Below are 23,638 nucleotides of genomic sequence, written 5' to 3'. Positions count from 1 at the left end.
TTATAGTGCAGTTTCCCTAAAATTTCTATGAAAGCACCAAACGTATTGCGAGAATTTGAATTTATTTTAGGTTTAAAGTGATAGTGCTTATTGAACAAAAGTAATGCCTTGCTACTAAATAAACTTGACATCAATAGACTAAAGTTGTAAAATTATAGAAAAATATAGAGGAGATGCAATGAACTCACTTTTTGAACAGTTGACCAACCAAATGCGAGAAGCGATAGAGAGCGCTATTAGCCTTGCACTGCATTCTAAAAATTCTGAAGCAACGCCTTTACATGTAACGTGGGGACTTCTTACCAATTCAGCTTCTATTCTCAATCAAGTCTTTAATAAAATGAACATTGATAAGAGCGCGATAGAACTTGAAATTAAAAGTGAAGTCCAAAAATTACCAACAGCTTCGCATGTCACTAAGGAGAATATCTCTATTTCGCGTGCTCTTGTAGAGTCCTTGCAAAAAGCAGAAGGGCTGATGAAACAAAAAGGCGATAGTTACCTTTCTGTTGATACATGGTTGCTTGCCAATATCGATAGTGATCCATTGAAAAAGATTCTGGGTAAATACCTTGATCTTTTACAGTTTAAGAAAAACCTTGAAGCGCTTCGAGGTGGTAAAAAAATTGACAAACAAAGTGCCGATGAAAACCTTGAATCACTTGAAAAATACGGTATTAATTTAACTAAATTAGCAAGCGAAGGCAAACTTGATCCTGTCATCGGACGTGATGAAGAGATTCAACGTATGATGCAAATTTTGATTCGAAAGAGCAAAAACAATCCTATTCTGATCGGTGAACCAGGAACTGGTAAAACAGCGATTGCAGAAGGCTTAGCACTTAGAATTGCACACAATGATGTGCCTCTAAGCCTTCAAAACAAAAGTGTCGTCGCGTTGGATATGAGCTCATTGATCGCGGGTGCGAAGTACCGTGGTGAGTTTGAGGACAGACTTAAGGCGGTGATTGATGAAGTGAAAAAAAGTGGCAATATTATTCTTTTTATCGATGAAATTCACACCATTATTGGTGCGGGGGCAAGTGAGGGCAGTATGGACGCTGCAAATATTCTCAAACCTGCGCTTGCACGTGGAGAGCTTCATACCATAGGTGCCACAACGCTGAAAGAGTACCGAAAATACTTCGAAAAAGATGCAGCGTTACAACGACGTTTTCAGCCTGTAACGGTGAATGAGCCTAGCATCAACGAAGCATTACAAATTTTACGGGGTATTAAAGAAAGCCTTGAAGCGCATCATCATGTTACGATCATGGACTCAGCACTCATTGCAGCAGCAAAACTAAGTTCACGTTACATCAGTGATCGTTTTTTACCAGATAAAGCGATTGACCTTATCGATGAGGCTGCTGCAGAACTTAAGATGCAAATCGAGAGCGAACCCACAGAGCTTAGCCGCATCAAAAGATCTATTGGTACTTTGATGGTTGAAAAAGAAGCGCTTTTGATGGAAAAAAACAAAAAGAACGATGAACGGTTACATGTCATTGAAAAAGAGTTAGGTGATGCCAAAGAGAAGATGCGCTCTTTAGAAGTTCAGTTTGAAACAGAAAAGAGTGTCTTTAATGATATTGCTGCAATTAAAACAGAGTCAGAAGCTTTGCGACGTGAAGCAGAGACAGCTAAGAAAAACAGTGAGTTTAACAAAGCCGCTGAGATAGAGTATGGTAAGTTACCTGAGCTTGTAAAGCAAGAGGAAGACCTTAAAGCCAAGTGGGAGAAAATGGTTGAGAGCGGAACACTGCTTAAAAATAGTGTTGATGAAGAGATGATCGCGACTATTGTGAGCAAATGGACAGGCATTCCTGTTAATAAAATGCTGCAAGGCGAGAAAGCGAAAGTGTTAGCGGTTGAGGAACATCTTAAAAAAGAGGTTGTGGGACAAGATGCTGCCATTAAAGCGATAGGTCGAGCGATTAAGCGCAATAAAGCAGGACTTAGTGAGCAAAATAAACCTATTGGTAGTTTCCTCTTTTTAGGACCAACAGGTGTGGGTAAAACCCAAAGTGCCAAAGCACTGGCGAACTTCTTGTTTGACACAACCAAAGCGCTGATTCGTTTTGATATGAGTGAATACATGGAAAAACACTCCGTCAGTCGTTTAGTTGGTGCACCTCCAGGTTATGTCGGTTACGATGAAGGTGGGCAACTGACCGAAGCGGTTAGAAGAAAACCGTACAGTGTTGTACTTTTTGATGAGATTGAAAAAGCGCATCCTGATGTCTTTAACATCTTATTACAAGTGCTTGATGAAGGGCGTTTGACGGACAATAAAGGTGTTACGGTTGATTTTAAAAACACCATTATTATTTTAACGTCCAACATTGCAAGTGCGAAGATTATGGAATTTGAGGGTGAAAAACGTACCGAAGAGGTTATGAAAGAACTTCGCGGTCACTTTAAACCAGAATTTCTGAATCGCCTAGATGACATCATTATCTTTAATCCACTCAATGAAGATGGCTTACGTGAGATTGTGAGCATTATGTTTAAAGATATTGAGACGAAGTTGGCTGCAAAAGAGATCAAAGCGGAGCTTTCAAAATCGGCTAAGTCTTTGATAGCCGAAGCTGGATTTGACCCAGTGTATGGTGCCCGTCCACTTAAACGCGCTTTGTATGAACTTGTTGAAGATAAATTGGCTGAGCTCATTTTGGAAGAGAAATTGCATGAAGGTGAGAGCATCATCATCGATGCCAAAGATGGCGAGATTGTGATCAACAAACGCTAAAAAAGTAAATACTTCTTACATGTAAACATTTTACATGTAAGAAGTTACTGACAGTCTTTATTTTGAATAGAGAATTTAAAAAGTTCTGTATTATTCATATCGAAAAAGACATAGATAAAAACAGCCCCTTTTTTCAAAAGTGAACGTGTTTCATAATCATTGCAAAGATAGCTTTTATTGTTCTCAAACGTTGTTTTAATAAGCGTGCCTTTATCGGCTTTAAGAATCGTTTTAACATGTTCATTCGCGGAATTGATACGGTTTCTATATTCGATAGCATTGTTAACACTGACGATATCAACTAGTGTTGTGTAATCATCCAACATCATCGGTAAATGCTCTTTGGTACCATCTTTAATAATGGAGAGAATTTTAGGGATGTCTTCTTCTTTGATTTCGTCTAAATCATTTGCATCCTCAGCAACGAGTCTCGAAATTAGTGCTAAAATAATCAATAATCTTTTCATATCATTCCTTTGCCGGAATTTTACAATAAAATCTTCACGTTCGATGTCAATTTTTGAAAGGAAATGCAAATTTTATGAGCTATTTGGAGTGGTTTGAAACACATGCTAACAAACATCGTGTCATTGTTGAAAAATTGAGTGCTCAAAAGTATACAAAAGAGATGATAATTGATTATTTTTTCTTTGAAAATATGGTTGAAAAAGAACCTAATTTTTGCCCTTTGTATGCTAACAAACAAAAGTGCCATGACATTAAAGCGCTTAACTGTTATTTATGTGCGTGTCCTCATTTTCGCTTTAATGATGAAGGGCTGAGGGTAGAAGAGGGCGTTACATGTAAAAGTGAGTGTTCGATTGGTTCTAAAAAGAGTGGGATGTTTGTGTATGAAAATGTGGCACACTTAGATTGTTCAGCGTGCATTGTTCCCCACACCAAAGCTTTTATACGTAAGCACTTTGATGTGGACTGGAAAAAGATAATGCAAAAATGCTCGGTTACATCTCCAATGGAGTCTCGCTCACAATAATACCATCGCGATCAGCATAAAGATAATCGCCTTCGTTAAAGCTAACACCTCCAAAAATTACCTTTACATGTAAAGATCCTTCGCAGGCTTCCATCGTCTTTTTAGGACAGGTTCCAAGGGCAAAAAGAGCGACATCAATCTCTTTCGTATTTTTAGTATCTCGCACATAGCCGTTGATGATAATGCCTGCCCAGTTGTTCTCGTGAGCAAATTTCATGAGGTTATCACCCACCACAGCGGTGTATTTGGCATCGACATCCACGACCGCTATTTGACCTTTTCCTTCACTTTTAAGAAGCTCGACGAGTGTTTTGTTACTTCCCGAGAGTTTAACGGTGACGATTTGTCCCATAACACGTTTGGAACCGCCATATGATTTTAGGATGGGGTCAAGTACCTGAATATTTTCAGGGTATTTATCACATAGGTCTGCCGTGTAAAATTTCATAATTGCTCCTAGTTTATTTGAAGAGTTGTATTAGATTTTGTTGATTGGAAATAGTTGAGCGTTTTGGAAGCATAAAATCGACTTTTTCTTTGTGACATGATGCACAGAGTTTGAGTTCTTGATGTGCAATAATGTCTTTGTTTGCATAGAGTTTTTCTTGTGAATGGCAATCAAAACAGTCTTTACCACATTGCCCTTGCTCAGAGGGTTTATTATGACACGTGATACATTCATTTAAAACAATATGATTTTGGTCATTGATGTAGGGCTGAAGTTTAGAATGACACTCCAAACAGCTTCCACCGCATGCAAACACAACACTATTGAGTGTTAGAATGAGAAAAATAAGAAACAAAAAGGCTTTTTTTGACATAGACTCACTTTAGAAGATTTGTGTTAATTATATCTTTAATCACGTTAAGATAGAATGCAAAATCATTCAAATTTTAGGTCAGTCCATGAAAGTAGTCACAGGTGTGGTGGGTAATGATATTCATGTTGTCGCAAACAGACTCATTGATATATCATTGCAAGCGAGAGGTTTTGAGGTGTTTAACCTTGGTGTCAATACTTCATTAGAAGAGTTTATTGACGCTGTCGTCGAAACAGATGCAGACATACTGCTTATCTCTTCACTCAACGGTGAAGCGGAGGGCTGGTGCCGAGACTTACAATTTTTACGCTCCGAATATGATCTCAAAGATGTTATTTTTGTGATCGGTGGCAATCTTGCAGTAGGCGAAGCGGCGCAAAGCGATATTGTTCCCAAGTATAAATCGTATGGGTTTGATCTTGTTTTTCATCAAATTGATCTGAATACGGGACTTGATGAGATAGAGCGTTTTGTAAAGGAGCGAGCATGAGTTTACTCCAAAAAGAGCGTGATGTCATCACCCGAAATGAATATGCCGATAGTTTTGATTTTGATGAGATTGAAGATTTTATACGCAATGCCAATAAAGAGATGTTTATCTCGCATCATTTCAAAAAGCGCGATCGTCTTTTAGTTCAACCTCGTGGTGGGTTTCCGACCTATAAAAAGATGTTTGAACTTTATGAAGAGTTTATGAAAGCGGACATCGATGTTCTACCTCTCACCATTGATAGTAACACCAGACTCAATGATTACGCGATGGCAAAAAAGATGCTTACGCTCTCCGAAGAGAATGAGATGGATATGCTCAACGGTTATCCTCTGGTTAATCACGGCTATCGCACTACGCGTAAAATGATGACACATTTTAATAAACCTGTGAGTCTTCGTCACGGCACACCCGATGCGAGGCTTTTGGTTGAAACAGCCCTAGCTTCAGGCATCTTCGAGATCGAAGGTGGACCGATTACCTATATGCTTCCGTACTCAAAAAACTTTCCACTTGATAAAGCCTTTTTGTATTGGAAATACGTCGATAAAGTCTGTGCTAAATACTCAACGCTTAACGAGCCGATCAACCGTGAGTCTTTTGGACCACTGACAGCGACACTCGTTCCTCCGTGTATCGTCATCGTCATTCAGCTCATCGAGATGCTCCTTTCCATTGAAGAAGGTGTAAAGTCCTTTTCCGTGAGTTTTTCACAAAATGGCTCCATGATGCAAGACATTGTAACATCGAATGTTCTTAAAAAACTAGCCCGTGAATATGCCGATATGTTTGGTGGAAGCGACGCCATCATCAACCTTGTGTATCACCAATGGATGGGCGCATTTCCAAGGGATAAAAACCTCTCCGATTCGCTTATCAACACCAATACCGTCATCGCTGCGATGGTACGAGCCGATAAAATTATCATCAAAACCCGTGATGAAGCTTTTGGTATACCTACCATGCAGTGCAATGCCCAATCGGTTGCCAATACCAAATACACGCTTCGCACCCTCAAGGGTCTGCCACAAGTGCATGATGCTGAGGAAGAGGAGAACTTGGAACTGGAAGTTCGTGCCATTATGGACGCTGTCTTTAATGACCCTGCCGATACCTTGTGGCGCAAGGTGTTTAACACCATCAAAAGTGGTCTTATAGACGTTCCTTTTTCACCGCATATCATCAACAACAATGAAGTCATCACGATTCGCGATGATTCTGGCAATATCCGCATTATTGAAAAAGGAAAACTCCCACTACCAGATCGCTGTTTTGCCTATGAAAAATCAAAGGTCAATTTACCGGAGAGCAAAACAGAGGTGATCAATAAAATTATCCATGACATAGGGGCGATGCTATGAGTAAACTTCTCATCGATGTAGGAAGTACCTACTTTAAAGTATGCCAAACAAGCGGCATCAGTCAGTATTTTAGGGATTTTAAGAAAGATATTTACGATGATTTGGTGACCAAATGTGGTAACATTTTTGCAAACTATAAAAAAGAGGATATTTTTATTTGCTCTTCTGCCAATGGCGGATTAAGTACACTTATCATTGGGCTTACCAATTCTTTTAGTCTAAAATTTGCCAAAAACATTGCGTTTAATTCAGGTATTAACATTATCGATACGATTTTGTACAGTAAGATCGAGGAGAGTAGAGCGCCTAGCGAACTGGTTGATGTTGTTATTATCGTGGGTGGGATTGATGGCATTGGCAAGGTGTTTGATGAAAAATTGTTTGACTACCTCAAAAATGTTCAGTACAGCAATATTGTTTATGTGGGAACTAAACAAGATGTGTCATTTATAAGTGCGCAAATTCCAGAGCTTAAAGTGCTTGGAAACATCATCACTGAAAAGTTACATGTAAACGGTGGAGAGCTCAAAGAGTACCTTACAAACCTCTATCAAGCGGATATCGTGGGCAAAGAAGATATCAAACATCTCTACGAGATTACAGCCAATCAAATCTACTCAACACCATACATCGTCAATCGTTCCTTACCGCTCATTGATGCAAACTTTGAAGTGGTCAATCCGTTCATTGTCGTTGACATCGGTGGGGCAACGACGGACATTCACTACAGTCGCGATTTGGTGCGCGATAATATTGTGAGTGAAAGCGGATATGATCGCTTGGTCTTTAAAAAGCTGGGTGTCTTTAAGTCTCGTGAAACACTCATCTTTGCAGCCAAAAACAATGAGTTTGTCTATGAATTGTTGTCCTATCTTAATGTGACGGAGAATATTTTAGAAGAAGAGAGCGAGAAATCTTTGCGTATTTTGATGCAACTCTCCATCTTTTTAGTGCTTTACAAAGTTTCAAGACTCAACCCTTTGTATGTGACACTGCATCTTGAACTGCTCAATACCATCGTATTAACAGGCGGTATTACCAAAGTGCTTTCTTACGAAGAGGTTGAGATGATTATGCAATTTTTCTATAAAAAAGTTATGAATTTACATGCAACTCCTAATATTGTTATGGATTACGACTATGCAATCTGGACGTTAGGAATGGAAAATAATGAATCAAAGGAGCCAAAATGTCTATAAACTGTATTCGTGCGCTTATTGAAAAAGCGGCTGTGACATGTCCTGATAAAGTTGCGATCATTGATGGTGCTAAAAAAATAACCTATGGCGAAGTGTTTCGTAAAGTCAACCAAATAGCACGATATCTCAGTGAACTTGCTCTGCCAAGTGGATCACGTATTGGTATTTATTCGCATAAAAGCAGTGAGCAGATTATTGCTATTTTGGCACTTCTTTCAACCGAGCATATTTTTGTACCAATTTCAAGACTTTTAAAGCCTGAGCAGGTCGAACACATCATTAACGATTGTGGGATGGCGTGTATTATGACCGATAAATCGAAGATCAAAAGTATCGATGAGATCAACTTTCAAGGCAAAATTATTACGTATGAGGCCAGCGAGCGCGACATCGTCTCGTTTGAAGAGATCTATAAATGTTGCAGTGATGCGTTTACATGTAACATTGGCGACTACAAAAATGCGGCGATTACCTATAGTTTTGGACTGACGGGTTTTCCTCGTGGTATCGTCATCACGCACCGCAATCTCATCGATAGTGCCAGAGTGGCTTCCAATTACTTGGAGCTTAAAGAGAGTGATGTTATTTCGGGGACTTTGCCTTTTATTTTAGATTACGGTCTTAACCAACTTTTCTGTTCCATTTACAATCATGCGACTTTAGCGCTTCACTCTTTAGTGCTTCCAGCAGATTTTTTCAACCATCTCATCAACGATGGTGTAACGGTTCTTCCACTCATGCCTCCTCACATTACGCAGATGTTTGAGAGCGATCCTAAACGCATCCCAAATGCCAAGCTTTTAGCCAATGTGCGCATTGTGACCTCTTCAGGTGGAAAAATTACCTCTAAAATGATTGCGGACATTGAAGAACGTTACCCAAGTGCGAAATTTTACTCCATGCACGGGCTTACAGAAGCATTTCGCTCAACGTATCTTGATCCTGCACAACTTAAAATTCGTCCCAATTCGATTGGCAAGCCAATCCCTGGTGTTGAAATTCATGTTATTAATGAACAAGGGCTTGAGTGTCAGCCTCGTGAAATCGGAGAGTTGATTCATCGTGGTGGCTACATTTACAAAGGGTATTGGAAATCGAAAGAAGATACGCAAAAACGCTATAAAAGTATTGCTATCTTGGATAAAGTAGTCAATTTAGAGGGCGATCTAACCGATGAAATCGTCGTCGCCAGTGGTGATTTTGTTTACAGGGACGAGGAGGGCTATCTCTACTTTGTTTCAAGGAAGGATGATATGATCAAGGTGAGTGGTTTTAGAATCAGTCCTTATGAAATTGAAAGCGTTGTTCACGACAAATTACCACAGATCAGCCAATGCGCTGTTTTTTCGATTGAAAACGAGAAGACAGAAGAAGAAATTGTCATGGTTTATAGCTCTGTGAGAGAAATTTCTAAAAATGAAATTTTGTTTGAATTGAAAGAACATCTACCAAATCATATGATTCCTTCTATTATTGTCTATAAAGAGAAGCTACCACAAACCAGTCCAAGTGAAGCGAAAATTGATAAAGAAGTTTTGAAAAAAATGGTAATGGAGCTTCGTTAAGGGCTTACATGTAAAGCAGGGCTTAATCGAAGCTTATGCAATTTTAAGTAAAGCTAAGGTAAAATCCATACCTTAAAATTATTTTTGGTTAAAGGAACTTTTGATGAAAAGAACGTATCAGCCACATAGTACACCTAAAAAACGCACTCATGGCTTCAGACTTAGAATGAAAACTAAAGGTGGACGTAAAGTCATTGCAGCACGTCGTGCTAAAGGTAGAAGAAGATTGGCCGTTTAAAAGATTATGATACTCTCAAGGCAACGAGAGAGTATTCGTACGTTTATAACCATGCTAAAAAATGGCACTATGAAGGTGCTTTGGTCTTTTACAATAACGATACAGCAAAAAGAGTTGGCTTTACGGCAAGTAAGAAAGTCGGTAATGCTATCAAGCGAAATCTAGCCAAAAGACGACTTCGGGCTATTTTTTTAGAAATTCAACACACTTTAAATGATGGCGTGTATGTTTTTGTAGCAAAAGAGAAGATAAATCACATATCATATGATGCTTTGAAAAAAGGCATTATATGGTCTATGAAAAAATTAAACTGTGTTAAAGAATGAAATCTTTAGCGCTGTTGTTGATAAAGCTTTATCAGAAGTTTTTTACACTGATTGGCTATGGAAGTTGTCGGTACTATCCGACGTGTTCGCAATATGCAAAAGAACAACTTCTACACAATAGTTTTTTAAAAGCTATCTTTTATAGTTTTATACGCATTTTGAAATGCAATCAGCTTTTTGTTGGGGGAATTGATTACCCTGTAATTCAAAGAACTTTTGCATCTTCTCTTTCTTTGTCTCTCAAACATCCACACACTCATCCTATAACTTTTTGGTTTGTACCAAAAGATAAGCAAAGTTTTTACGTGGTAAAATCTTTTAAAACATCGAAATAAAGGGAATCTCGTGTCAGATAAACTTACTCCTCAGGTGCGCATTATTCTTGCCACTGTACTATCATTTTTATTTTTTGCTCTGTATGATCATTTTTTTATCCCGAAAAATACTCCGCTTACTGAAACCACATCAACTTCACTTGAACAAAATGCAACACCAACTGCTACAACAAGTGCTCCTGAAGTAAAATCTGCAAGTAGTGCGGATGTCGCAGGTGCTCCTATGAGCTCAGGTAAAGAGAGTGAAATTATCACTACGATTAAAGCGGCAGGATATGAAGTTCAGATCGACAGACTCGGCAGAATTGCAAAGTTTTATCTTGAAGAGGGAAAATACAAAGATGACAAAGGTGAGCGTCTACAGCTTATCGACGCCTCACAAGCACTTTTACCCCTTGAAATTCGATTTAGCGATAAAAACGTTAACGCAGATGCTTTCGTTATGTCTTACAGTGCGGATAAAGCTAACGTAGATGTCAGTGAAAACGGTAGTAGCGTTGTTTTAACCCAAACGCTTGGTAGCGTGAATGTTACGAAAACAATCACCTTCTTTCCATCAGGAAAATACGATTTACATGTAAACCTAACAGCACCTAAAGAATATTTTATTTCTCCAGGTTTTCGCCCAAGCGTAGCACTTGATAGTTATACATTTCACGGTGCTTTGATTAAAAAAACAGATGGTACTGTCAAAACAGTTGCAGATGGTGATGCTAAAGGTGATGAGCGTTTCTCAAATGCAAAAATTGTTGCTGGTGCTGATAAATACTACACCACATTTTTTTATGAGCTTGATAAAGGGCTAGAGAGCGTTATTTCTATTGGCAAAGAGAAAGACCCGCTTTTATTTGTTAAAGGTGAAGAAGATTTTAAACTGAATGGTTACATTGGACCAAAAGAGTATGTAAAACTTAAAGCGATCAACCCTGAACTTACTGATGTTGTTGAGTATGGTTTCTTTACGTTTATTGCTAAACCGCTCTTTACACTTCTTTCATTTCTTCATGGTATCTTTGGTAACTGGGGTTGGGCAATTGTTGCAATGACAGTTATTGTTCGTTTAGTACTCTATCCTTTGACATACAAAGGTATGGTCTCAATGAACAAGCTTAAAGAGCTTGCTCCAAAAGTGAAAGAGTTACAGAAAAAATATGCTGATGATAAGCAAAAGCTTAATACTCACATGATGGAACTTTACAAAAAAAATGGTGCTAACCCAATGGGTGGTTGTTTACCAATTGTATTGCAAATCCCAGTATTCTTTGCTGTTTACCGTGTTCTTCAAAATGCGATTGAGCTTAAAGGTGCAACATGGATTTTCTGGGTTCACGATCTAGCGATTAAAGATCCTTATTTTATTCTTCCAATTTTGATGGGTATTACGATGTTCTTACACCAACGCATTACACCAACAACCTTCACCGATCCAATGCAAGAGAAGATTATGAAGTTTTTACCACTGATCTTTACGTTCTTCTTTGTCACATTCCCAGCAGGTTTAACCCTTTACTGGTTTACAAACAATTTAGCATCTATCGTACAACAGTTTTACGTCAATAAACTTTTCGCAAAAAAACATGAAGAGCAAAAGGTCGAGAAATGATCAAAGTAGAAGCAGCAACACTCCAAGAAGCTTACTCCAAAGCCGCGAGTGAGTTGTCTTGTTCGGTCGTAGATTTAGATATTAATATTATTCAAAATGGCTCAAGTGGATTTCTTGGGCTCTTTAAAAAAAGTGCCATCATTGAAGTCAATCGCAAAGGTTCTAAACCTCAGGAGCGTGAACGTAAAGAGTTTACGGCTCCACCACGTAAAGAAGAGAACAGCGACGCTGAGACACCTCTTAATGATGAGCGCAAAGATCGCAATAGACGCAATAAAAACAGACGCAATAAAAACAAAACCAGAGAATTTCCTAAAAATGAGGGTTTTGAGAATAAACGCTCTGAGCCACTTGCTCCTAAAGAAGTTCCAGTAGCGCCAAAATATGAGCCAAAGGTTGAAATACCTAAAGTAGCTCCTGTGAAAGAGCCTAGACATACCATTGCCTCAACGGCTATTGATCAAAATTTTCACCATGAAAAACGTGAAATCAATGACGTGATTGATGAAGTGCGTGTACAGATTAAAAATCTCTTTAAATACAGCTGTTTTACACTTGAAAGTCCGATTGTTTCTAAATACAATGATGATACGATTTTAATCGAATTTAGCGGCGAAGATGCAGCGTTATTGATTGGAAAAGAGGGCTATCGTTATAAAGCGCTCTCTTATTTGCTTTATAATTGGATTAACCTCAAATATGGTCTGAATATTCGCCTTGAAATCGCCGAATTTTTGAAAAATCAAGAAGAGATGATTGAAAAATATCTTATTCCTGTGATTGAGCGTATTCGTAACAGCGGTAAAGGACAAACCAAAATTTTAGATGGTGTTCTTATTAAAATTGCTCTCGAAGCACTTCGTTCTGAATTTCCTGAAAAATATGTTGGTATTAAATCAGGAAAAGATGGCGGTAAATTTATCGTTGTCAATGATTTTAATAGGAAAAACGCATAGATACTATTGCTGCTATTGCCACCAGTGCAGGGGTTGGATCCATCGCGATTGTTCGCGTGAGTGGTCCAGATGCCCTTGTATTGGCTCAAAAACTTTCTCACAAAAATAGCTTAACTCCACGTGTTGCTACACTTAGTTTTTTGCATGATTCTCTTAATGATGCTATTGATCAAGCTATTGTTATTTACTTCAAAGCACCGCACAGTTTTACCGCTGAAGATGTCGTTGAATTTCAATGTCATGGTGGTAGCATTGTCGCTCAGTTGGTGTTGGAAACGCTCATTGCACATGGGGCAAGACTTGCTAATCCTGGAGAATTTTCCAAGCGTGCTTTTTTAAATGGAAGAATTGATCTAAGTGAGGCCGAAGCCATTGCTGCATTGATAGAGACGAAAAGTGTAGATGCGGCAAAAATGCTGACCCGTCAACTCAAAGGTGAGCTTCGAGATTTTGTTTTACATGTAAGAGAATTACTCATCGAAATCCTCGCATTTGTTGAAGTGAATATTGACTATGCTGAAGAAGATTTACCGCTTGACATGATTGATAAGATCAAAGCAAAATTAGATACGTTAGCCAAAGAACTGTTTAGAACCTATGAGAGCAGTAAACGTCGTCAAGGACTGATGCAAGGTTTTAAAATTGCGATTGTGGGCAAGCCAAATGTTGGGAAGAGTTCTCTTTTAAACACACTGCTCAGTTATGATCGAGCGATTATCAGTGATATTGCGGGGACTACGCGAGATACCATTGAGGAAGAGCTTCGTATTGGGTCGCATTTGGTGCGAATCGTTGATACTGCTGGCATTAGACAAGCTCACGATGCCATTGAAAAGATCGGCATTGAGCGTTCTATTTCAGCCATTGAAGAGTCTGAGATCGTGATTGCAATGTTTGATAATAGCAAGCCGTGTGACCAGGAAGATGAAGAGATGCTAACGTTACTGCAACAGTATGCCTCTTCCAAACAAATTTTGACGGTTCTCAATAAAATAGACCTTCCTAATCATTTTGATACGCAACGGTTAGTGTCCGATTTTATTCCACTTTCGTGTCAGAGCGATAGTTACGAGTTGACACAAAAGCTCGAAACTATTCTGGATCAAACAACGTTAGATGATAGTATTATGCTTACCTCTACGCGTCAGATCGATGCGGTTAAAAAAGCGTATGAAAACGTTCAAAGTTCTTACCAACTTTTAGGCGAGGGTGAACTTGAACTTTTTGCTTTTCATATCAATGAAGCTATTGGAAGTATCTCTTCCATTACCACTGCCTTTGAGCGAGATGAGATTTTAGAGAAGATGTTTAGCAATTTCTGTTTAGGAAAATAAGCGTTATTTATAAATTATTTACCTCGCTATGCTACGATAAAAAGAGTAACACAAAGGGGTTTATATGTTTTCAATGATAGAAGAATTTATTAAAAAAGAGTCCTCTTCAGGCATTATTCTCATTCTCGTAACCCTTTTAGCACTTATCCTGCAAAACAGTTTTCTCACAGATTTTTATTCTAATTTATTAGATACTCCAGTTCAAATCAGCATTGGTGCTTTTGGTATTGCAAAACCATTACTCCTATGGGTTAATGATGGATTGATGGCAATTTTCTTTTTTCTCATAGGACTTGAGATTAAGCGTGAAGTATTGGAGGGTGAACTCTCCTCAAAAAGTCAAATTGCATTGCCTGCTATTGCTGCACTTGGGGGTATGATAACACCTGCACTTATTTTTACATTTTTTAACCATACAGATACTTTTGTTATGAAAGGTTGGGCAATTCCAACTGCTACAGATATTGCTTTTGCCTTAGGCATACTCTCACTTTTAGGCTCTCGTGTGCCTGTTTCACTCAAAATCTTTTTAATGGCATTGGCGATTATGGATGATTTAGGTGCTATTGTGATTATTGCGCTCTTTTATACCAGTGACTTATCGTTTGTCTCTATTCTCATTGCTTTGGGTTCTATTGTCTGTTTGGGCATTATGAATCAGATGAATGTCATCAAAAAAGCTGCCTATATGTTAGTAGGCTTGGTCTTGTGGATCAGTGTTTTAAAGTCAGGTGTGCATGCTACGATTGCAGGTGTGGTGCTTGCGTTTTGCATCCCTCTGTATTCAACTACCTCCAAAGGTGAACGCTTTTCAATGCTTAAAGAGATGGAGCATGATCTTCACTATTGGGTTGCATTTATGATTTTGCCACTTTTCGCTTTTGTAAATGCAGGTGTTGACCTTAAAGGTTTATCTGCAACAGCGCTTTTCTCAGATGTCTCGGTAGGCATTATGCTAGGTCTTTTTTTAGGAAAACAGTTGGGTGTTTTTGGATTTAGTTTTGTAGCCATTAAACTAGGCATTGCATCTTTGCCAAAAGGCAGTAGCTTGAAACAGCTTTACGGCATTTCAATTCTTACAGGTATTGGTTTTACTATGAGTTTGTTTATTAACTCTTTAGCCTATAATGAGACTGATCTTTTTCATTATGCTGATAAAGTGGCTATTTTGCTAGGTTCTTTTTTATCAGGAATTGTCGGGTATTTCTTTTTACGAAAAATATCTAAAAGCGCTTTGTGACTTAAAACGAGGTTATTTTTTTGTGAAAATAACCTCTACAGACATCTTTTAATGCTTTACATGTAAAGATTATTCTCGAACGATATCATACCCTTTTGGGATCTCGGCGCGAAAAAGCTCATCGTCCAAGAAAAGATTCGTAGATTGATTAAAAAAGAGAATTTCCACAGCATTATCGAGTTTATCACGGTAAACAACTTTTTCAATACTTTCTTTTTGGGTCAAAATTGTATAGGTTGTCTCTTGATATTTTGTGATGTATTTGTTAGGAGAAACCTCTTTAGCCTCTTGCAAAAGTTGCGCAATATTGGGCGTATTTTCGAGCGTTGTGATAATCACTTGCTCTAACTCTGGTTCAATAATCAAAACACGAGTGTTATTAAAATAGATTTTCTTCGACACTGGTTTTTCGTAGATCCAAAGTGCTTTTTTATCGTTAGTAGCGTAAAAAGAACCTTGATAAACAATGGTTTTATTTTGATCGTTAGTCACTTTTTGTGTGAAATCACTTTGAATGGTTTTAAAATGCTCGATTTTGGCGAAAAGGAGTGTTGTAAAACAAAAAAAGATCCATAAAAGTCGCATAAAATACTCCTTGAAAAGACAATAAGATATGGAGTTTTATCAAATAGATAGTAAAAGTATGCTAAAATCCCAAGTTTTAAGTAAAACTAATGCATGAAGTAAAAGAAAAATAGAGGTGAAATCACATGATGTTGAGTAATATTGTTCGTAAAATTTTCGGCACTAAAAATGATCGCGTTGTTAAAGAACATCAAGTACGCGTAAAAAAGATCAATGCCTTAGAGCCAACATATGAAATGATGAGTGATGAAGCCTTAAAAGATGCCTTTAATGCCTTTAAAGCAGCTATCCAAGCAGGTAATGTAAAACCAGATGATATTTTAAATGATGTTTTCGCTATTACGAGAGAAGCAAGTAAACGAACCACGGGGATGCGCCATTTTGACGTGCAGATGGTTGGTGGTTTGGTTTTACATGGCGGAGATATTGCGGAGATGAAAACGGGCGAGGGTAAAACGCTTGTAGCAACACTTCCTGTTGTTTTAAATGCGATGAGCGGCGAAGGTGTTCATGTTGTAACGGTGAACGATTACCTTGCTAAAAGAGATGCTGCTGATATGTCTCGTATCTATAACTTCTTAGGCCTTAGTGTAGGTGTTGTGACCAATGATTTGGAAAATGATGCCAAACGTAAAGCGCAGTATGACAGTGATATAACCTATGGAACCAACAATGAGTTTGGTTTTGACTATTTACGCGATAATATGCGCTACTCTTTGGATGAAAAAGTCCAACGTTCCCACAACTTTGTTATTGTAGATGAAGTGGATTCTATTTTAATTGATGAAGCTAGAACACCTCTTATTATCTCTGGTCCTTCAAATCGCACACTGGATGGCTATAAAATTGCCGATGGTGTTGCAAAACAACTTACCAAAGAGGCTGATTTTACCGTCGATGAGAAGAATAGAACCGTTTTAATGACGGAAGATGGTATCAGCAATGCTGAAAAACTTTTTAATGTGGATAACCTTTACAGCCTTGAAAATGCTGTTTTATCGCATCATTTAGATCAAGCGCTCAAAGCACGTTATCTCTTTGTTGCAGATGTTGATTATGTTGTACGTGAGGGCGAAATTATTATTGTTGATGAATTTACAGGCCGTTTGAGTGAAGGAAGACGCTTTAGCGAAGGGTTACATCAAGCCCTAGAAGCTAAAGAGAATGTGATGATTAAAGAAGAGTCACAAACATTGGCTGACATTACCTTCCAAAACTATTTTAGACTTTACAAAAAATTAGCGGGTATGACGGGTACGGCACAAACGGAAGCAACAGAGTTTGCGCAGATTTATAATCTTGAAGTTATCTCTATCCCAACCAATGTTCCAATGCGTAGAGAAGATAAGAACGATCTTATCTATAAAACAGAGCGTGAAAAATTTGAAGCCGTTATCAAAGATATTAAAGTATGTCATGAAAAAGGGCAACCTGTTCTTGTAGGTACTGCTTCGATTGAAAAAAGTGAGTTACTGCATGCACTTTTGAAAAAAGAGAAAGTGCCACACTCTGTTTTGAATGCTAAGAACCATGAAAAAGAGGCGCAGATTATTAAAGATGCGGGTGTTAAAGGCGCTGTAACGATTGCTACTAATATGGCAGGTCGTGGTGTTGACATTAAGCTTGACGATGAAATTAAAGCCCTTGGAGGTCTTTATATCATTGGAACAGAGCGTCATGAAAGCAGACGTATTGACAATCAGCTACGCGGACGTTCAGGTAGACAAGGGGATAATGGTAAAAGCCGTTTTTACTTAAGTTTAGAAGATAACCTTTTAAGAATTTTTGGAAGTGATCGTATTAAAGCGATTATGGAGCGTTTAGGAATTGAAGAAGGCGAGCACATCGAGTCTAAAATGGTGACGCGTGCCGTTGAAAATGCACAGAAAAAAGTCGAAGCACTTCACTTCGAATCTCGTAAACACCTTTTAGAGTATGATGATGTTGCCAATAAACAACGTAAAGCTATCTATAATTTTAGAAATGATCTTCTCAATCCATCATTTGATATTGAGACAAGAATTAAAGAGATTCGTGCTGATTTTGTTACCAATATGCTTTACAAAGCGGAAATTTATGAAGGTATTTCACAAACAGAATATAATGTAGAACGCCTTATTTCTGTCCTTCAAGATGATCTTAATGAAACCTTTGAAGCTGAGTCGTTACAAGGCTTGTCATTTTCGGAACTACATGCTTTGATTCTTGAAGAACTTACTAAAAATTTTGATGCAAAGATGTCTGTGGTTGATGAAACACAGCGTAAAGAGATTGAGCGAATTTTATATCTTCAAGTCCTTGATAATGCTTGGAGAGCGCATTTGTATCAAATGGATATTTTAAAAACAGGTATTGGACTTCGTGGCTACAACCAAAAAGACCCACTAACTGAGTATAAAAAAGAGAGTTACAATCTCTTTATTGAACTCGTAGAACAGATTAAATTTGAGAGTTTTAAAACGCTTCATGTTGTTCAACTTCGTGATAATAAAGAAGAAGACGAAAAACGTGCCATGGAAGCGATGATTCGCAGAATGGAAGAAGCGAATGCCAATGCGACGCTTCAACATGAAAATCCTTATGGTGATGAAGAAGATGATGAAAAAAATAAAAAAACAGCACGTAATGAGTTATGCCCATGTGGAAGTGGTAAAAAGTACAAACAGTGTTGTGGCAAGAGTGGTCCTAAAAAAGGGCTTTTAGCGTAAGGGTGTAGGGTGCAGAACAATCTTAGTCTCTATCTTGTCAAAAAGTATTTACGTTTTGACAAGTCTCAGCCCTTTATTACGGTTATTTCACTTCTAGCATTTTTTGGTGTTGCCATTGGTTTGACAGTCTTAATGGTTGCTATGGCGATTATGAATGGGTTTGATAAAGAGTTTGAAAAAAAACTCTTTACGATGAATTACCCACTTTCTATTTATTCACGTAGTTTTTCTCCTGTGAATCAAGAGCAACTCAATACGCTCAAAGAGCAGTTTCCCAAGCTTCAATTCAGCCCTTATATCTCAACACAAGTCATTATTAAAAAAGGAAACCGTTTAGAAGGCGGTATGCTTTTTGGTGTCAATTTTGAGCAAGAAGCGAAGATAAATGCTATTGTTGCAGAAGCTATTAAAGGTAAAACGCTTGATAAGTACGATCTGATTACGGGTAGTGAGATCGCAAAAACGCATCTTTTTGCACCCGATGAGAAAGCAACACTTATTTTTACTAAAAATGACCCTGGTGGTATGAGTCTGATTCCCAAGATGAAACGTTTTAACTATCAAGGCTCATTTCGTTCAGGATTGATGGCGTATGATAAAGCTTATATGTATACCACACTTGATTCTCTCGCACAAGTAATGCAGTATGAGGAGGGGCATTTTGATGGAATTCATATTTATTCGGATGACCCCTTTGGTGATATCGAAAAGATCCGTAAAGTGCTTCCTGATGATTTAGGTATCGTTGGTTGGTGGCAGATGAACGGTAATTTTTTTGCAGCACTTGCACTTGAAAAACGTGCACTTTTTATTGTTTTAATGCTGATTATTTTGATAGCGTCCTTAAACATCATCAGTTCACTTTTAATGACGGTGATGAACAGACGCAAAGAGATTGCTTTGTTACTCTCGCTTGGAGCTTATAAGAAAGAGATTAAAAATACATTCTTTTATCTTGGTCTTGTGATTGGTGGAGGGGGAATGCTCTTTGGTATTCTTTTAGGCGGTTTAACTCTTTTTGTGTTGGGTTCTTTTGACATTATCTCACTTCCTGCTGATGTTTATGGAACAGCACGTTTGCCGCTTGACCTTTCTATGCTTGATTTTGTTTTAATTGTGGTAGGAACGAGTGTTATCGTGGCGCTCTCTTCGTACTATCCTGCATACAAAGCAACGCAAATCAACGTTTTAGATACGCTAAGAAACGAATAAAAGCGAGTTAAAAAGTAGGCTTTTAAAAGCCTACTTTAACAAATCTGTTTCGATATCACAGTTCTTCTCAACCAAATCATGTAATCTTTTTATAAGCTGAGTAGAATCAGTTCCATCTTCTGGGTAGGTTACAATATTGTCACAAGGTTCTTGGTCTAAAAAGCTTTGAATACCTGAAAGTACCTCTGTCGCACCATTCCAATCTGTACCGGTTAACATCACAACATAGTGGTTACTGTAGCTAAAAATTGCATCAGTTGTCCTCAAAATACGTTGGAACATCTCTAAGTTATCCATCTCTGTGCGATCATCCAATGAAAAGAAAATGAGTGAAAAAGGAACTTCATCTTTAATCCCAAAACGTTCTAAAATTGCAATATGATGATCGATGAGATGAGCGAGATTGAGTTTTGAAAAAGCGATACCCGACATGGTGACTCCTTTACATATTTAGTTTAATTGTACTCTAAAAACTATGCTAACGTTTCAATTTTCTCAAAATTAAAATAATTGTATCCCTCTTTGTGTTCATAGGTAAAGCTAATGTGGTGTGCCTTAACGATGTGATAAACGATGTAAAGTCCCAAGCCAAAACTTTGGTGAGAGTTTTTTTCCTGAACAAAAGGCTCTAAGTAGTGTTCAAGATCGTATTTGAGGGGTTTTCCTTGGCTAATGAATGCAATTTTTTCTTTGGTTGCCACAATCTTAATCGTTTGATCGATGGAGTATTTGATGCCATTATCAATCACATTTTTCATAGCGGTCGTAAAGAGTCTAAAGTCTACATGTAAAATAATTTCATCATCCAGATCAATCTCTATTTGTGATGCTGAGATCATCGCAAGATCAATTGCCTCATCAAGCATATCCACCAAGCGATAAGGCTTAACATTTTTAAGTCCTTCACCTGAGGTTATCTGCTCAATCGAAGCAAACTCATTAATCAAAAGTTCAAGCTTTTCAAATGTACCAATCAACCGATCACGTTGTTTGCCATTTTCAAGCATCTCAGCACTAATGCGTCCCTTTGTGATAGGTGTTTTGAGTTCGTGCATAATATTGCGTAAGAAAAGCTGTCTGGAATGGTTAAGCTTATTGATCTGCTCAACGGCATTGTGAAAAGAGTTTGCCACTTGGGATATTTCATCTTCACCATCTGTTTTACAGTTAATATCAAGATCACCTTTCGCAAAACGATCCATTTGGCGCTTGAGTTTGCGTAAAGGTTTGAGCCTCCGAATGGTAAGGATGTAGGCAATAATAATAATGGCAAAAACAACACCAAAAATGACCTTGATAAGATCATAACGATAGGGCTGAAAATCTTCATCTTTAAGCAACAGGGAAGAGTATTTGGTCTCAATGTGGAGGTAGTGGTCATTGTCATAACGTAAAATAGCACTTGTACCGATACGATCAGCAATTTTTTGGATAATTTGAGCGCTTTGAATAATCTTCTCTTTCGCTTCAGGGTCGCTTATTTCACGCATTTTATACCCTTGGACTTGCTTTTTGAGCTCCTCGTTGGTAATAAAATTGTTGAGATGAAAAAGAGTTGCACGCGCGATGATAGAGTATTTTGTATTGAGTTTATCGGTGTAGGTTTGTTTGTCATACTCCAACAAAAAGAGGAGTGCCAAAAAGATACTGACGATACTGATGGAAAAAATAAAGGTAATACTGTAAAAAATAGAGGATTTTGTCATTGTAAAAACTTATATCCTACTCCACGGACTGCGTGAATATAGGTAGGCTCTTTGGGATTTTCACCCAATTTTTGTCGAATCCGCCCGATGATAACATCGATGCTTTTATTGGTTGTTTCTTCACTGATGGCTTCGATGTTATAAATAAGCTCTTCTCTGGAAACCACGCCACCTTCTTTTTTCATCAAATAACCAAGTATGCCGTACTCTGCTGCAGTTAAGTGAAGTTCTTTGCCGTGGAGCAAAATGATCATTTGTTCTTCATTTAAGATCAAGTCTTTAGGTTTTTGAACGCTTTGCTCCGTAGCAACAACGCCTTTTTGACGTCGAAGCAAGCTCATAATACGCGCTTGGAGTTCTCTTGGATTATAAGGCTTTGGAAGGTAGTCATCTGCGCCATTTTCCAAAGCAGTCACTTTGTCTGTAATGTCGGTACGCGCAGAAGAGATGATAATAGGCACAGTATGGCGTTTTCGTATCTCTTTACAGACTTCAAGGCCATCAAGACCTGGGAGTGTAAGGTCTAAAATAACAAGATCAAATTTTTGAGTATCGAGCGTTGAAAGTCCCAGATAAGGATCATCGGCGATGGTAATTGCAATATCAAATTGTTCTAAATATTCCATCAAAATCTCGGCAAGTTCTAAATCATCTTCGATCATCAAAACATTTGTCATACATCCTACTCCTTACATGTAAAGGATATTATAGCTTATTTAGGAGGCGTTTGCCTCCTAAAGATTAGGGCATAACAAGGATAGCGCGGTAGTTTTGACGGTTGATGATGACGCGTTTTTTACTGTTTTTGTACTCTTTAAGTGCGTTATTTAAATCTTTAAGGGAAGAAATGCGTATTTGCTCCACTTGAATGATAACATCGCCTTCTTTAAAGCCCATTTTCTCTGCCTTAGAATTGTCGGTAACGTCTAAAATAAGCACACCTTCAATCTCTTTTGGAATTTGATATTGCGCTCTGGTTTTATCGTTAATTTCTAAAAGCGAAAGTCCTTCAATAGGTGTTACCGTTGATTTTTCATCGCTTACAACCACCTCATCCCCCGCCATTTTGGCCAGTTTGACTTTGGTTGTTTTTACTTTTTTATCACGTTCATACGTAATGGCAATAGTTTTATCTGGTGCAATGGCTGCTACGGTATTTTTAAGTTCGTTTGCGTTTTTGATTTTAACGCCATCTATTTCAAGAATTAAATCTGAGACTTGAAGTCCCCCTTTTTCTGCTGGAGAATTCTTTTCAATCATTAAGATAAGCGCACCTTGTTTATTTTCATAAAGCTCTTTGAGATCATTCGTAAGATCGGCGATAGAAACACCCATGAATCCTCGGTCAATTTTACCTGCCTCAACAAGTGAGGTTGCGATTTTTTGCACCATATTAGAGGGAATGGCAAAGCCTATGCCATTATTACCTCCACTTTTCGAGAGAATGGCACTGTTGATACCAATCAGTGCTCCACGGCTATCAACGAGTGCACCACCAGAGTTTCCTGGATTAATAGAAGCATCGGTTTGGATGAAATTTTCATACTGATTGAGCCCCACATTGTTTTTATTGAGTGCGGAAATAATACCGTGTGTGATGGTCTCCCCAACACCAAAGGGGTTACCGATGGCAAAGACAACATCGCCTTCTTGCAGGTTTGAAGAATCGCCGAATTTGGTTACATGTAAATCTTTTGCTTCGATTTTGACGACGGCTAGGTCGGTCTTAGAATCTTGTCCGATAATCTTTGCTTTATACTCTTTTTCATCATCTGGAAGGGTAACCACGATCTCATCAGCACCTTCAACAACGTGATTGTTAGTGACGATGTATCCGTTGGAAGAGATAATAACTCCTGATCCTAGAGAGTGAGATTTACGTTCTTGTTGTTTAAGTTCAGGCATTTTATTGCCAAAAAATTCTTTAAAGAACGGATTTTGCATAAGTTCATTAAGTTGGTCATTTTGCTTACTTTTTTTCGTTGTTGCAATGTTGACAACACTTTTTTTGGCATCTTTAATAGCATTATTATAGGAGAGAATAACATTTGGGGCTGTAGCTTCGATGCGCTGGGAATCTTTAGGCATTTGGGCGATCTCTATCGTCGCTGCACTAAGCGAAATAGATGCCATAATGGATATAAAAATAATCTTGTTCATGTTCAAGCTCCTTGATAGTTTCTTACATGTAATTATAGAGGAGAGTGGTAAAC

23 protein-coding genes are annotated in these 23,638 nt (G+C 38.1%); 15 read left to right on the top strand and 8 right to left on the bottom strand.

Features of this window, described 5'->3' with window-relative positions; translation table 11 throughout:
* Window positions 1-178 precede the first annotated feature (178 nt).
* Window positions 179-2,752, top strand: coding sequence for an ATP-dependent Clp protease ATP-binding subunit (locus SAR02S_RS06085; protein ID WP_041957878.1), 2,574 nt, complete (start codon window positions 179-181; stop codon window positions 2,750-2,752).
* A gap of 44 nt (window positions 2,753-2,796) precedes the next feature.
* Here SAR02S_RS06085 and SAR02S_RS06080 read toward each other — a convergent pair whose 3' ends face one another.
* Window positions 2,797-3,219: a hypothetical protein gene (locus SAR02S_RS06080; protein WP_041957876.1), complete on the bottom strand. Its 423-nt coding sequence runs from the start codon at window positions 3,217-3,219 to the stop codon at window positions 2,797-2,799.
* A gap of 74 nt (window positions 3,220-3,293) precedes the next feature.
* Here SAR02S_RS06080 and SAR02S_RS06075 point away from each other — a divergent pair, with 74 nt between their 5' ends.
* Entirely contained in the window at window positions 3,294-3,746 is a 453-nt protein-coding gene (locus SAR02S_RS06075; RefSeq protein WP_041957875.1) for a hypothetical protein, read from the top strand.
* Here the strand turns inward: SAR02S_RS06075 and rraA are convergent.
* Window positions 3,715-4,194, bottom strand: a complete 480-nt coding sequence (gene rraA / locus SAR02S_RS06070) for a ribonuclease E activity regulator RraA (protein ID WP_041957872.1) — start codon at window positions 4,192-4,194, stop codon at window positions 3,715-3,717. The genes SAR02S_RS06075 and rraA overlap by 32 nt on opposite strands.
* Window positions 4,195-4,207: 13 nt before the next feature.
* Window positions 4,208-4,567 (bottom strand): hypothetical protein, encoded by a 360-nt coding sequence (locus SAR02S_RS06065; RefSeq protein ID WP_041957870.1) that lies wholly within the window; start codon window positions 4,565-4,567, stop codon window positions 4,208-4,210.
* Window positions 4,568-4,652: 85 nt separating this feature from the next.
* Between SAR02S_RS06065 and glmS the strand changes: the two genes are divergently transcribed.
* The 11 genes from glmS to nhaA all read left to right on the top strand — a co-directional run bounded on the left by glmS (window position 4,653) and on the right by nhaA (window position 15,214).
* Window positions 4,653-5,057 (top strand): methylaspartate mutase subunit S, encoded by a 405-nt coding sequence (gene glmS, locus SAR02S_RS06060; protein ID WP_041957868.1) that lies wholly within the window; start codon window positions 4,653-4,655, stop codon window positions 5,055-5,057.
* Window positions 5,054-6,418, top strand: a complete 1,365-nt coding sequence (locus SAR02S_RS06055) for a methylaspartate mutase (protein WP_041957867.1) — start codon at window positions 5,054-5,056, stop codon at window positions 6,416-6,418. Before glmS ends, SAR02S_RS06055 begins: the two co-directional genes overlap by 4 nt.
* Window positions 6,415-7,617: a glutamate mutase L gene (locus SAR02S_RS06050; RefSeq protein WP_041957865.1), complete on the top strand. Its 1,203-nt coding sequence runs from the start codon at window positions 6,415-6,417 to the stop codon at window positions 7,615-7,617. Before SAR02S_RS06055 ends, SAR02S_RS06050 begins: the two co-directional genes overlap by 4 nt.
* Entirely contained in the window at window positions 7,608-9,182 is a 1,575-nt protein-coding gene (locus SAR02S_RS06045) for an AMP-binding protein (protein ID WP_041957863.1), read from the top strand. Before SAR02S_RS06050 ends, SAR02S_RS06045 begins: the two co-directional genes overlap by 10 nt.
* Window positions 9,183-9,285: 103 nt before the next feature.
* Window positions 9,286-9,420, top strand: a complete 135-nt coding sequence (gene rpmH / locus SAR02S_RS06040; RefSeq protein WP_041957861.1) for a 50S ribosomal protein L34 — start codon at window positions 9,286-9,288, stop codon at window positions 9,418-9,420.
* The gene (gene rnpA, locus SAR02S_RS06035) at window positions 9,408-9,746 is read left to right on the top strand and encodes a ribonuclease P protein component (RefSeq protein WP_084218461.1); all 339 of its coding nucleotides are present in this window, start codon (window positions 9,408-9,410) and stop codon (window positions 9,744-9,746) included. Before rpmH ends, rnpA begins: the two co-directional genes overlap by 13 nt.
* The gene (yidD, locus tag SAR02S_RS13360) at window positions 9,743-10,081 is read left to right on the top strand and encodes a membrane protein insertion efficiency factor YidD (protein ID WP_084218460.1); all 339 of its coding nucleotides are present in this window, start codon (window positions 9,743-9,745) and stop codon (window positions 10,079-10,081) included. The genes rnpA and yidD overlap by 4 nt, the downstream gene beginning before the upstream one ends.
* Before the next feature lie 10 nt (window positions 10,082-10,091).
* Window positions 10,092-11,684, top strand: coding sequence for a membrane protein insertase YidC (yidC, locus tag SAR02S_RS06030; protein ID WP_041957857.1), 1,593 nt, complete (start codon window positions 10,092-10,094; stop codon window positions 11,682-11,684).
* Entirely contained in the window at window positions 11,681-12,640 is a 960-nt protein-coding gene (locus SAR02S_RS06025) for a Jag N-terminal domain-containing protein (protein WP_052433549.1), read from the top strand. Before yidC ends, SAR02S_RS06025 begins: the two co-directional genes overlap by 4 nt.
* Window positions 12,637-13,974: a tRNA uridine-5-carboxymethylaminomethyl(34) synthesis GTPase MnmE gene (gene mnmE, locus SAR02S_RS06020; RefSeq protein ID WP_041957856.1), complete on the top strand. Its 1,338-nt coding sequence runs from the start codon at window positions 12,637-12,639 to the stop codon at window positions 13,972-13,974. The genes SAR02S_RS06025 and mnmE overlap by 4 nt, the downstream gene beginning before the upstream one ends.
* A gap of 64 nt (window positions 13,975-14,038) precedes the next feature.
* A complete protein-coding gene (nhaA, locus tag SAR02S_RS06015) occupies window positions 14,039-15,214 on the top strand; it encodes a Na+/H+ antiporter NhaA (protein ID WP_041957854.1) in 1,176 nt (391 codons plus the stop codon).
* A gap of 69 nt (window positions 15,215-15,283) precedes the next feature.
* Here the strand turns inward: nhaA and lolA are convergent, their stop codons facing one another.
* Window positions 15,284-15,799 (bottom strand): LolA-like outer membrane lipoprotein chaperone, encoded by a 516-nt coding sequence (gene lolA / locus SAR02S_RS06010; protein WP_041957851.1) that lies wholly within the window; start codon window positions 15,797-15,799, stop codon window positions 15,284-15,286.
* Between the two features lie 128 nt (window positions 15,800-15,927).
* On the opposite strand from lolA, the gene secA reads away from it, so the two are divergent.
* The gene (secA, locus tag SAR02S_RS06005) at window positions 15,928-18,507 is read left to right on the top strand and encodes a preprotein translocase subunit SecA (protein ID WP_041958380.1); all 2,580 of its coding nucleotides are present in this window, start codon (window positions 15,928-15,930) and stop codon (window positions 18,505-18,507) included.
* Window positions 18,508-18,516: 9 nt separating this feature from the next.
* Window positions 18,517-19,719, top strand: a complete 1,203-nt coding sequence (locus SAR02S_RS06000; protein WP_041957849.1) for an ABC transporter permease — start codon at window positions 18,517-18,519, stop codon at window positions 19,717-19,719.
* Between the two features lie 30 nt (window positions 19,720-19,749).
* Here the strand turns inward: SAR02S_RS06000 and SAR02S_RS05995 are convergent, their stop codons facing one another.
* The 4 genes from SAR02S_RS05995 to SAR02S_RS05980 all read right to left on the bottom strand — a co-directional run bounded on the left by SAR02S_RS05995 (window position 19,750) and on the right by SAR02S_RS05980 (window position 23,585).
* Entirely contained in the window at window positions 19,750-20,151 is a 402-nt protein-coding gene (locus SAR02S_RS05995) for a hypothetical protein (RefSeq protein ID WP_041957846.1), read from the bottom strand.
* Between the two features lie 41 nt (window positions 20,152-20,192).
* Entirely contained in the window at window positions 20,193-21,425 is a 1,233-nt protein-coding gene (locus SAR02S_RS05990; protein WP_041957844.1) for an ArsS family sensor histidine kinase, read from the bottom strand.
* Complete coding sequence (locus SAR02S_RS05985; protein WP_041957842.1) at window positions 21,422-22,102, bottom strand: response regulator transcription factor; 681 nt, start codon at window positions 22,100-22,102, stop codon at window positions 21,422-21,424. Before SAR02S_RS05985 ends, SAR02S_RS05990 begins: the two co-directional genes overlap by 4 nt.
* A gap of 64 nt (window positions 22,103-22,166) precedes the next feature.
* Window positions 22,167-23,585, bottom strand: coding sequence for a Do family serine endopeptidase (locus tag SAR02S_RS05980; RefSeq protein ID WP_041957840.1), 1,419 nt, complete (start codon window positions 23,583-23,585; stop codon window positions 22,167-22,169).
* Window positions 23,586-23,638: the final 53 nt, after the last annotated feature.

It is taken from the genome of Sulfurospirillum arsenophilum NBRC 109478 (assembly GCF_000813345.1).
Lineage (GTDB): Bacteria > Campylobacterota > Campylobacteria > Campylobacterales > Sulfurospirillaceae > Sulfurospirillum > Sulfurospirillum arsenophilum.
Note: the sequence above shows the minus strand (reverse complement) of the source record. Positions and strands in the feature narration are given on the sequence as shown.

Coding starts and splice junctions, on each gene's coding strand:
- SAR02S_RS06085 (WP_041957878.1), top strand. CDS start 179: ATGAACTCACTTTTTGAACAGTTGACCAACCAAATGCGAGAAGCGATA.
- SAR02S_RS06080 (WP_041957876.1), bottom strand. CDS start 3,219: ATGAAAAGATTATTGATTATTTTAGCACTAATTTCGAGACTCGTTGCT.
- SAR02S_RS06075 (WP_041957875.1), top strand. CDS start 3,294: ATGAGCTATTTGGAGTGGTTTGAAACACATGCTAACAAACATCGTGTC.
- rraA (WP_041957872.1), bottom strand. CDS start 4,194: ATGAAATTTTACACGGCAGACCTATGTGATAAATACCCTGAAAATATT.
- SAR02S_RS06065 (WP_041957870.1), bottom strand. CDS start 4,567: ATGTCAAAAAAAGCCTTTTTGTTTCTTATTTTTCTCATTCTAACACTC.
- glmS (WP_041957868.1), top strand. CDS start 4,653: ATGAAAGTAGTCACAGGTGTGGTGGGTAATGATATTCATGTTGTCGCA.
- SAR02S_RS06055 (WP_041957867.1), top strand. CDS start 5,054: ATGAGTTTACTCCAAAAAGAGCGTGATGTCATCACCCGAAATGAATAT.
- SAR02S_RS06050 (WP_041957865.1), top strand. CDS start 6,415: ATGAGTAAACTTCTCATCGATGTAGGAAGTACCTACTTTAAAGTATGC.
- SAR02S_RS06045 (WP_041957863.1), top strand. CDS start 7,608: ATGTCTATAAACTGTATTCGTGCGCTTATTGAAAAAGCGGCTGTGACA.
- rpmH (WP_041957861.1), top strand. CDS start 9,286: ATGAAAAGAACGTATCAGCCACATAGTACACCTAAAAAACGCACTCAT.
- yidD (WP_084218460.1), top strand. CDS start 9,743: ATGAAATCTTTAGCGCTGTTGTTGATAAAGCTTTATCAGAAGTTTTTT.
- SAR02S_RS06025 (WP_052433549.1), top strand. CDS start 11,681: ATGATCAAAGTAGAAGCAGCAACACTCCAAGAAGCTTACTCCAAAGCC.
- nhaA (WP_041957854.1), top strand. CDS start 14,039: ATGTTTTCAATGATAGAAGAATTTATTAAAAAAGAGTCCTCTTCAGGC.
- lolA (WP_041957851.1), bottom strand. CDS start 15,799: ATGCGACTTTTATGGATCTTTTTTTGTTTTACAACACTCCTTTTCGCC.
- secA (WP_041958380.1), top strand. CDS start 15,928: ATGTTGAGTAATATTGTTCGTAAAATTTTCGGCACTAAAAATGATCGC.
- SAR02S_RS05995 (WP_041957846.1), bottom strand. CDS start 20,151: ATGTCGGGTATCGCTTTTTCAAAACTCAATCTCGCTCATCTCATCGAT.
- SAR02S_RS05990 (WP_041957844.1), bottom strand. CDS start 21,425: ATGACAAAATCCTCTATTTTTTACAGTATTACCTTTATTTTTTCCATC.
- SAR02S_RS05985 (WP_041957842.1), bottom strand. CDS start 22,102: ATGACAAATGTTTTGATGATCGAAGATGATTTAGAACTTGCCGAGATT.
- SAR02S_RS05980 (WP_041957840.1), bottom strand. CDS start 23,585: ATGAACAAGATTATTTTTATATCCATTATGGCATCTATTTCGCTTAGT.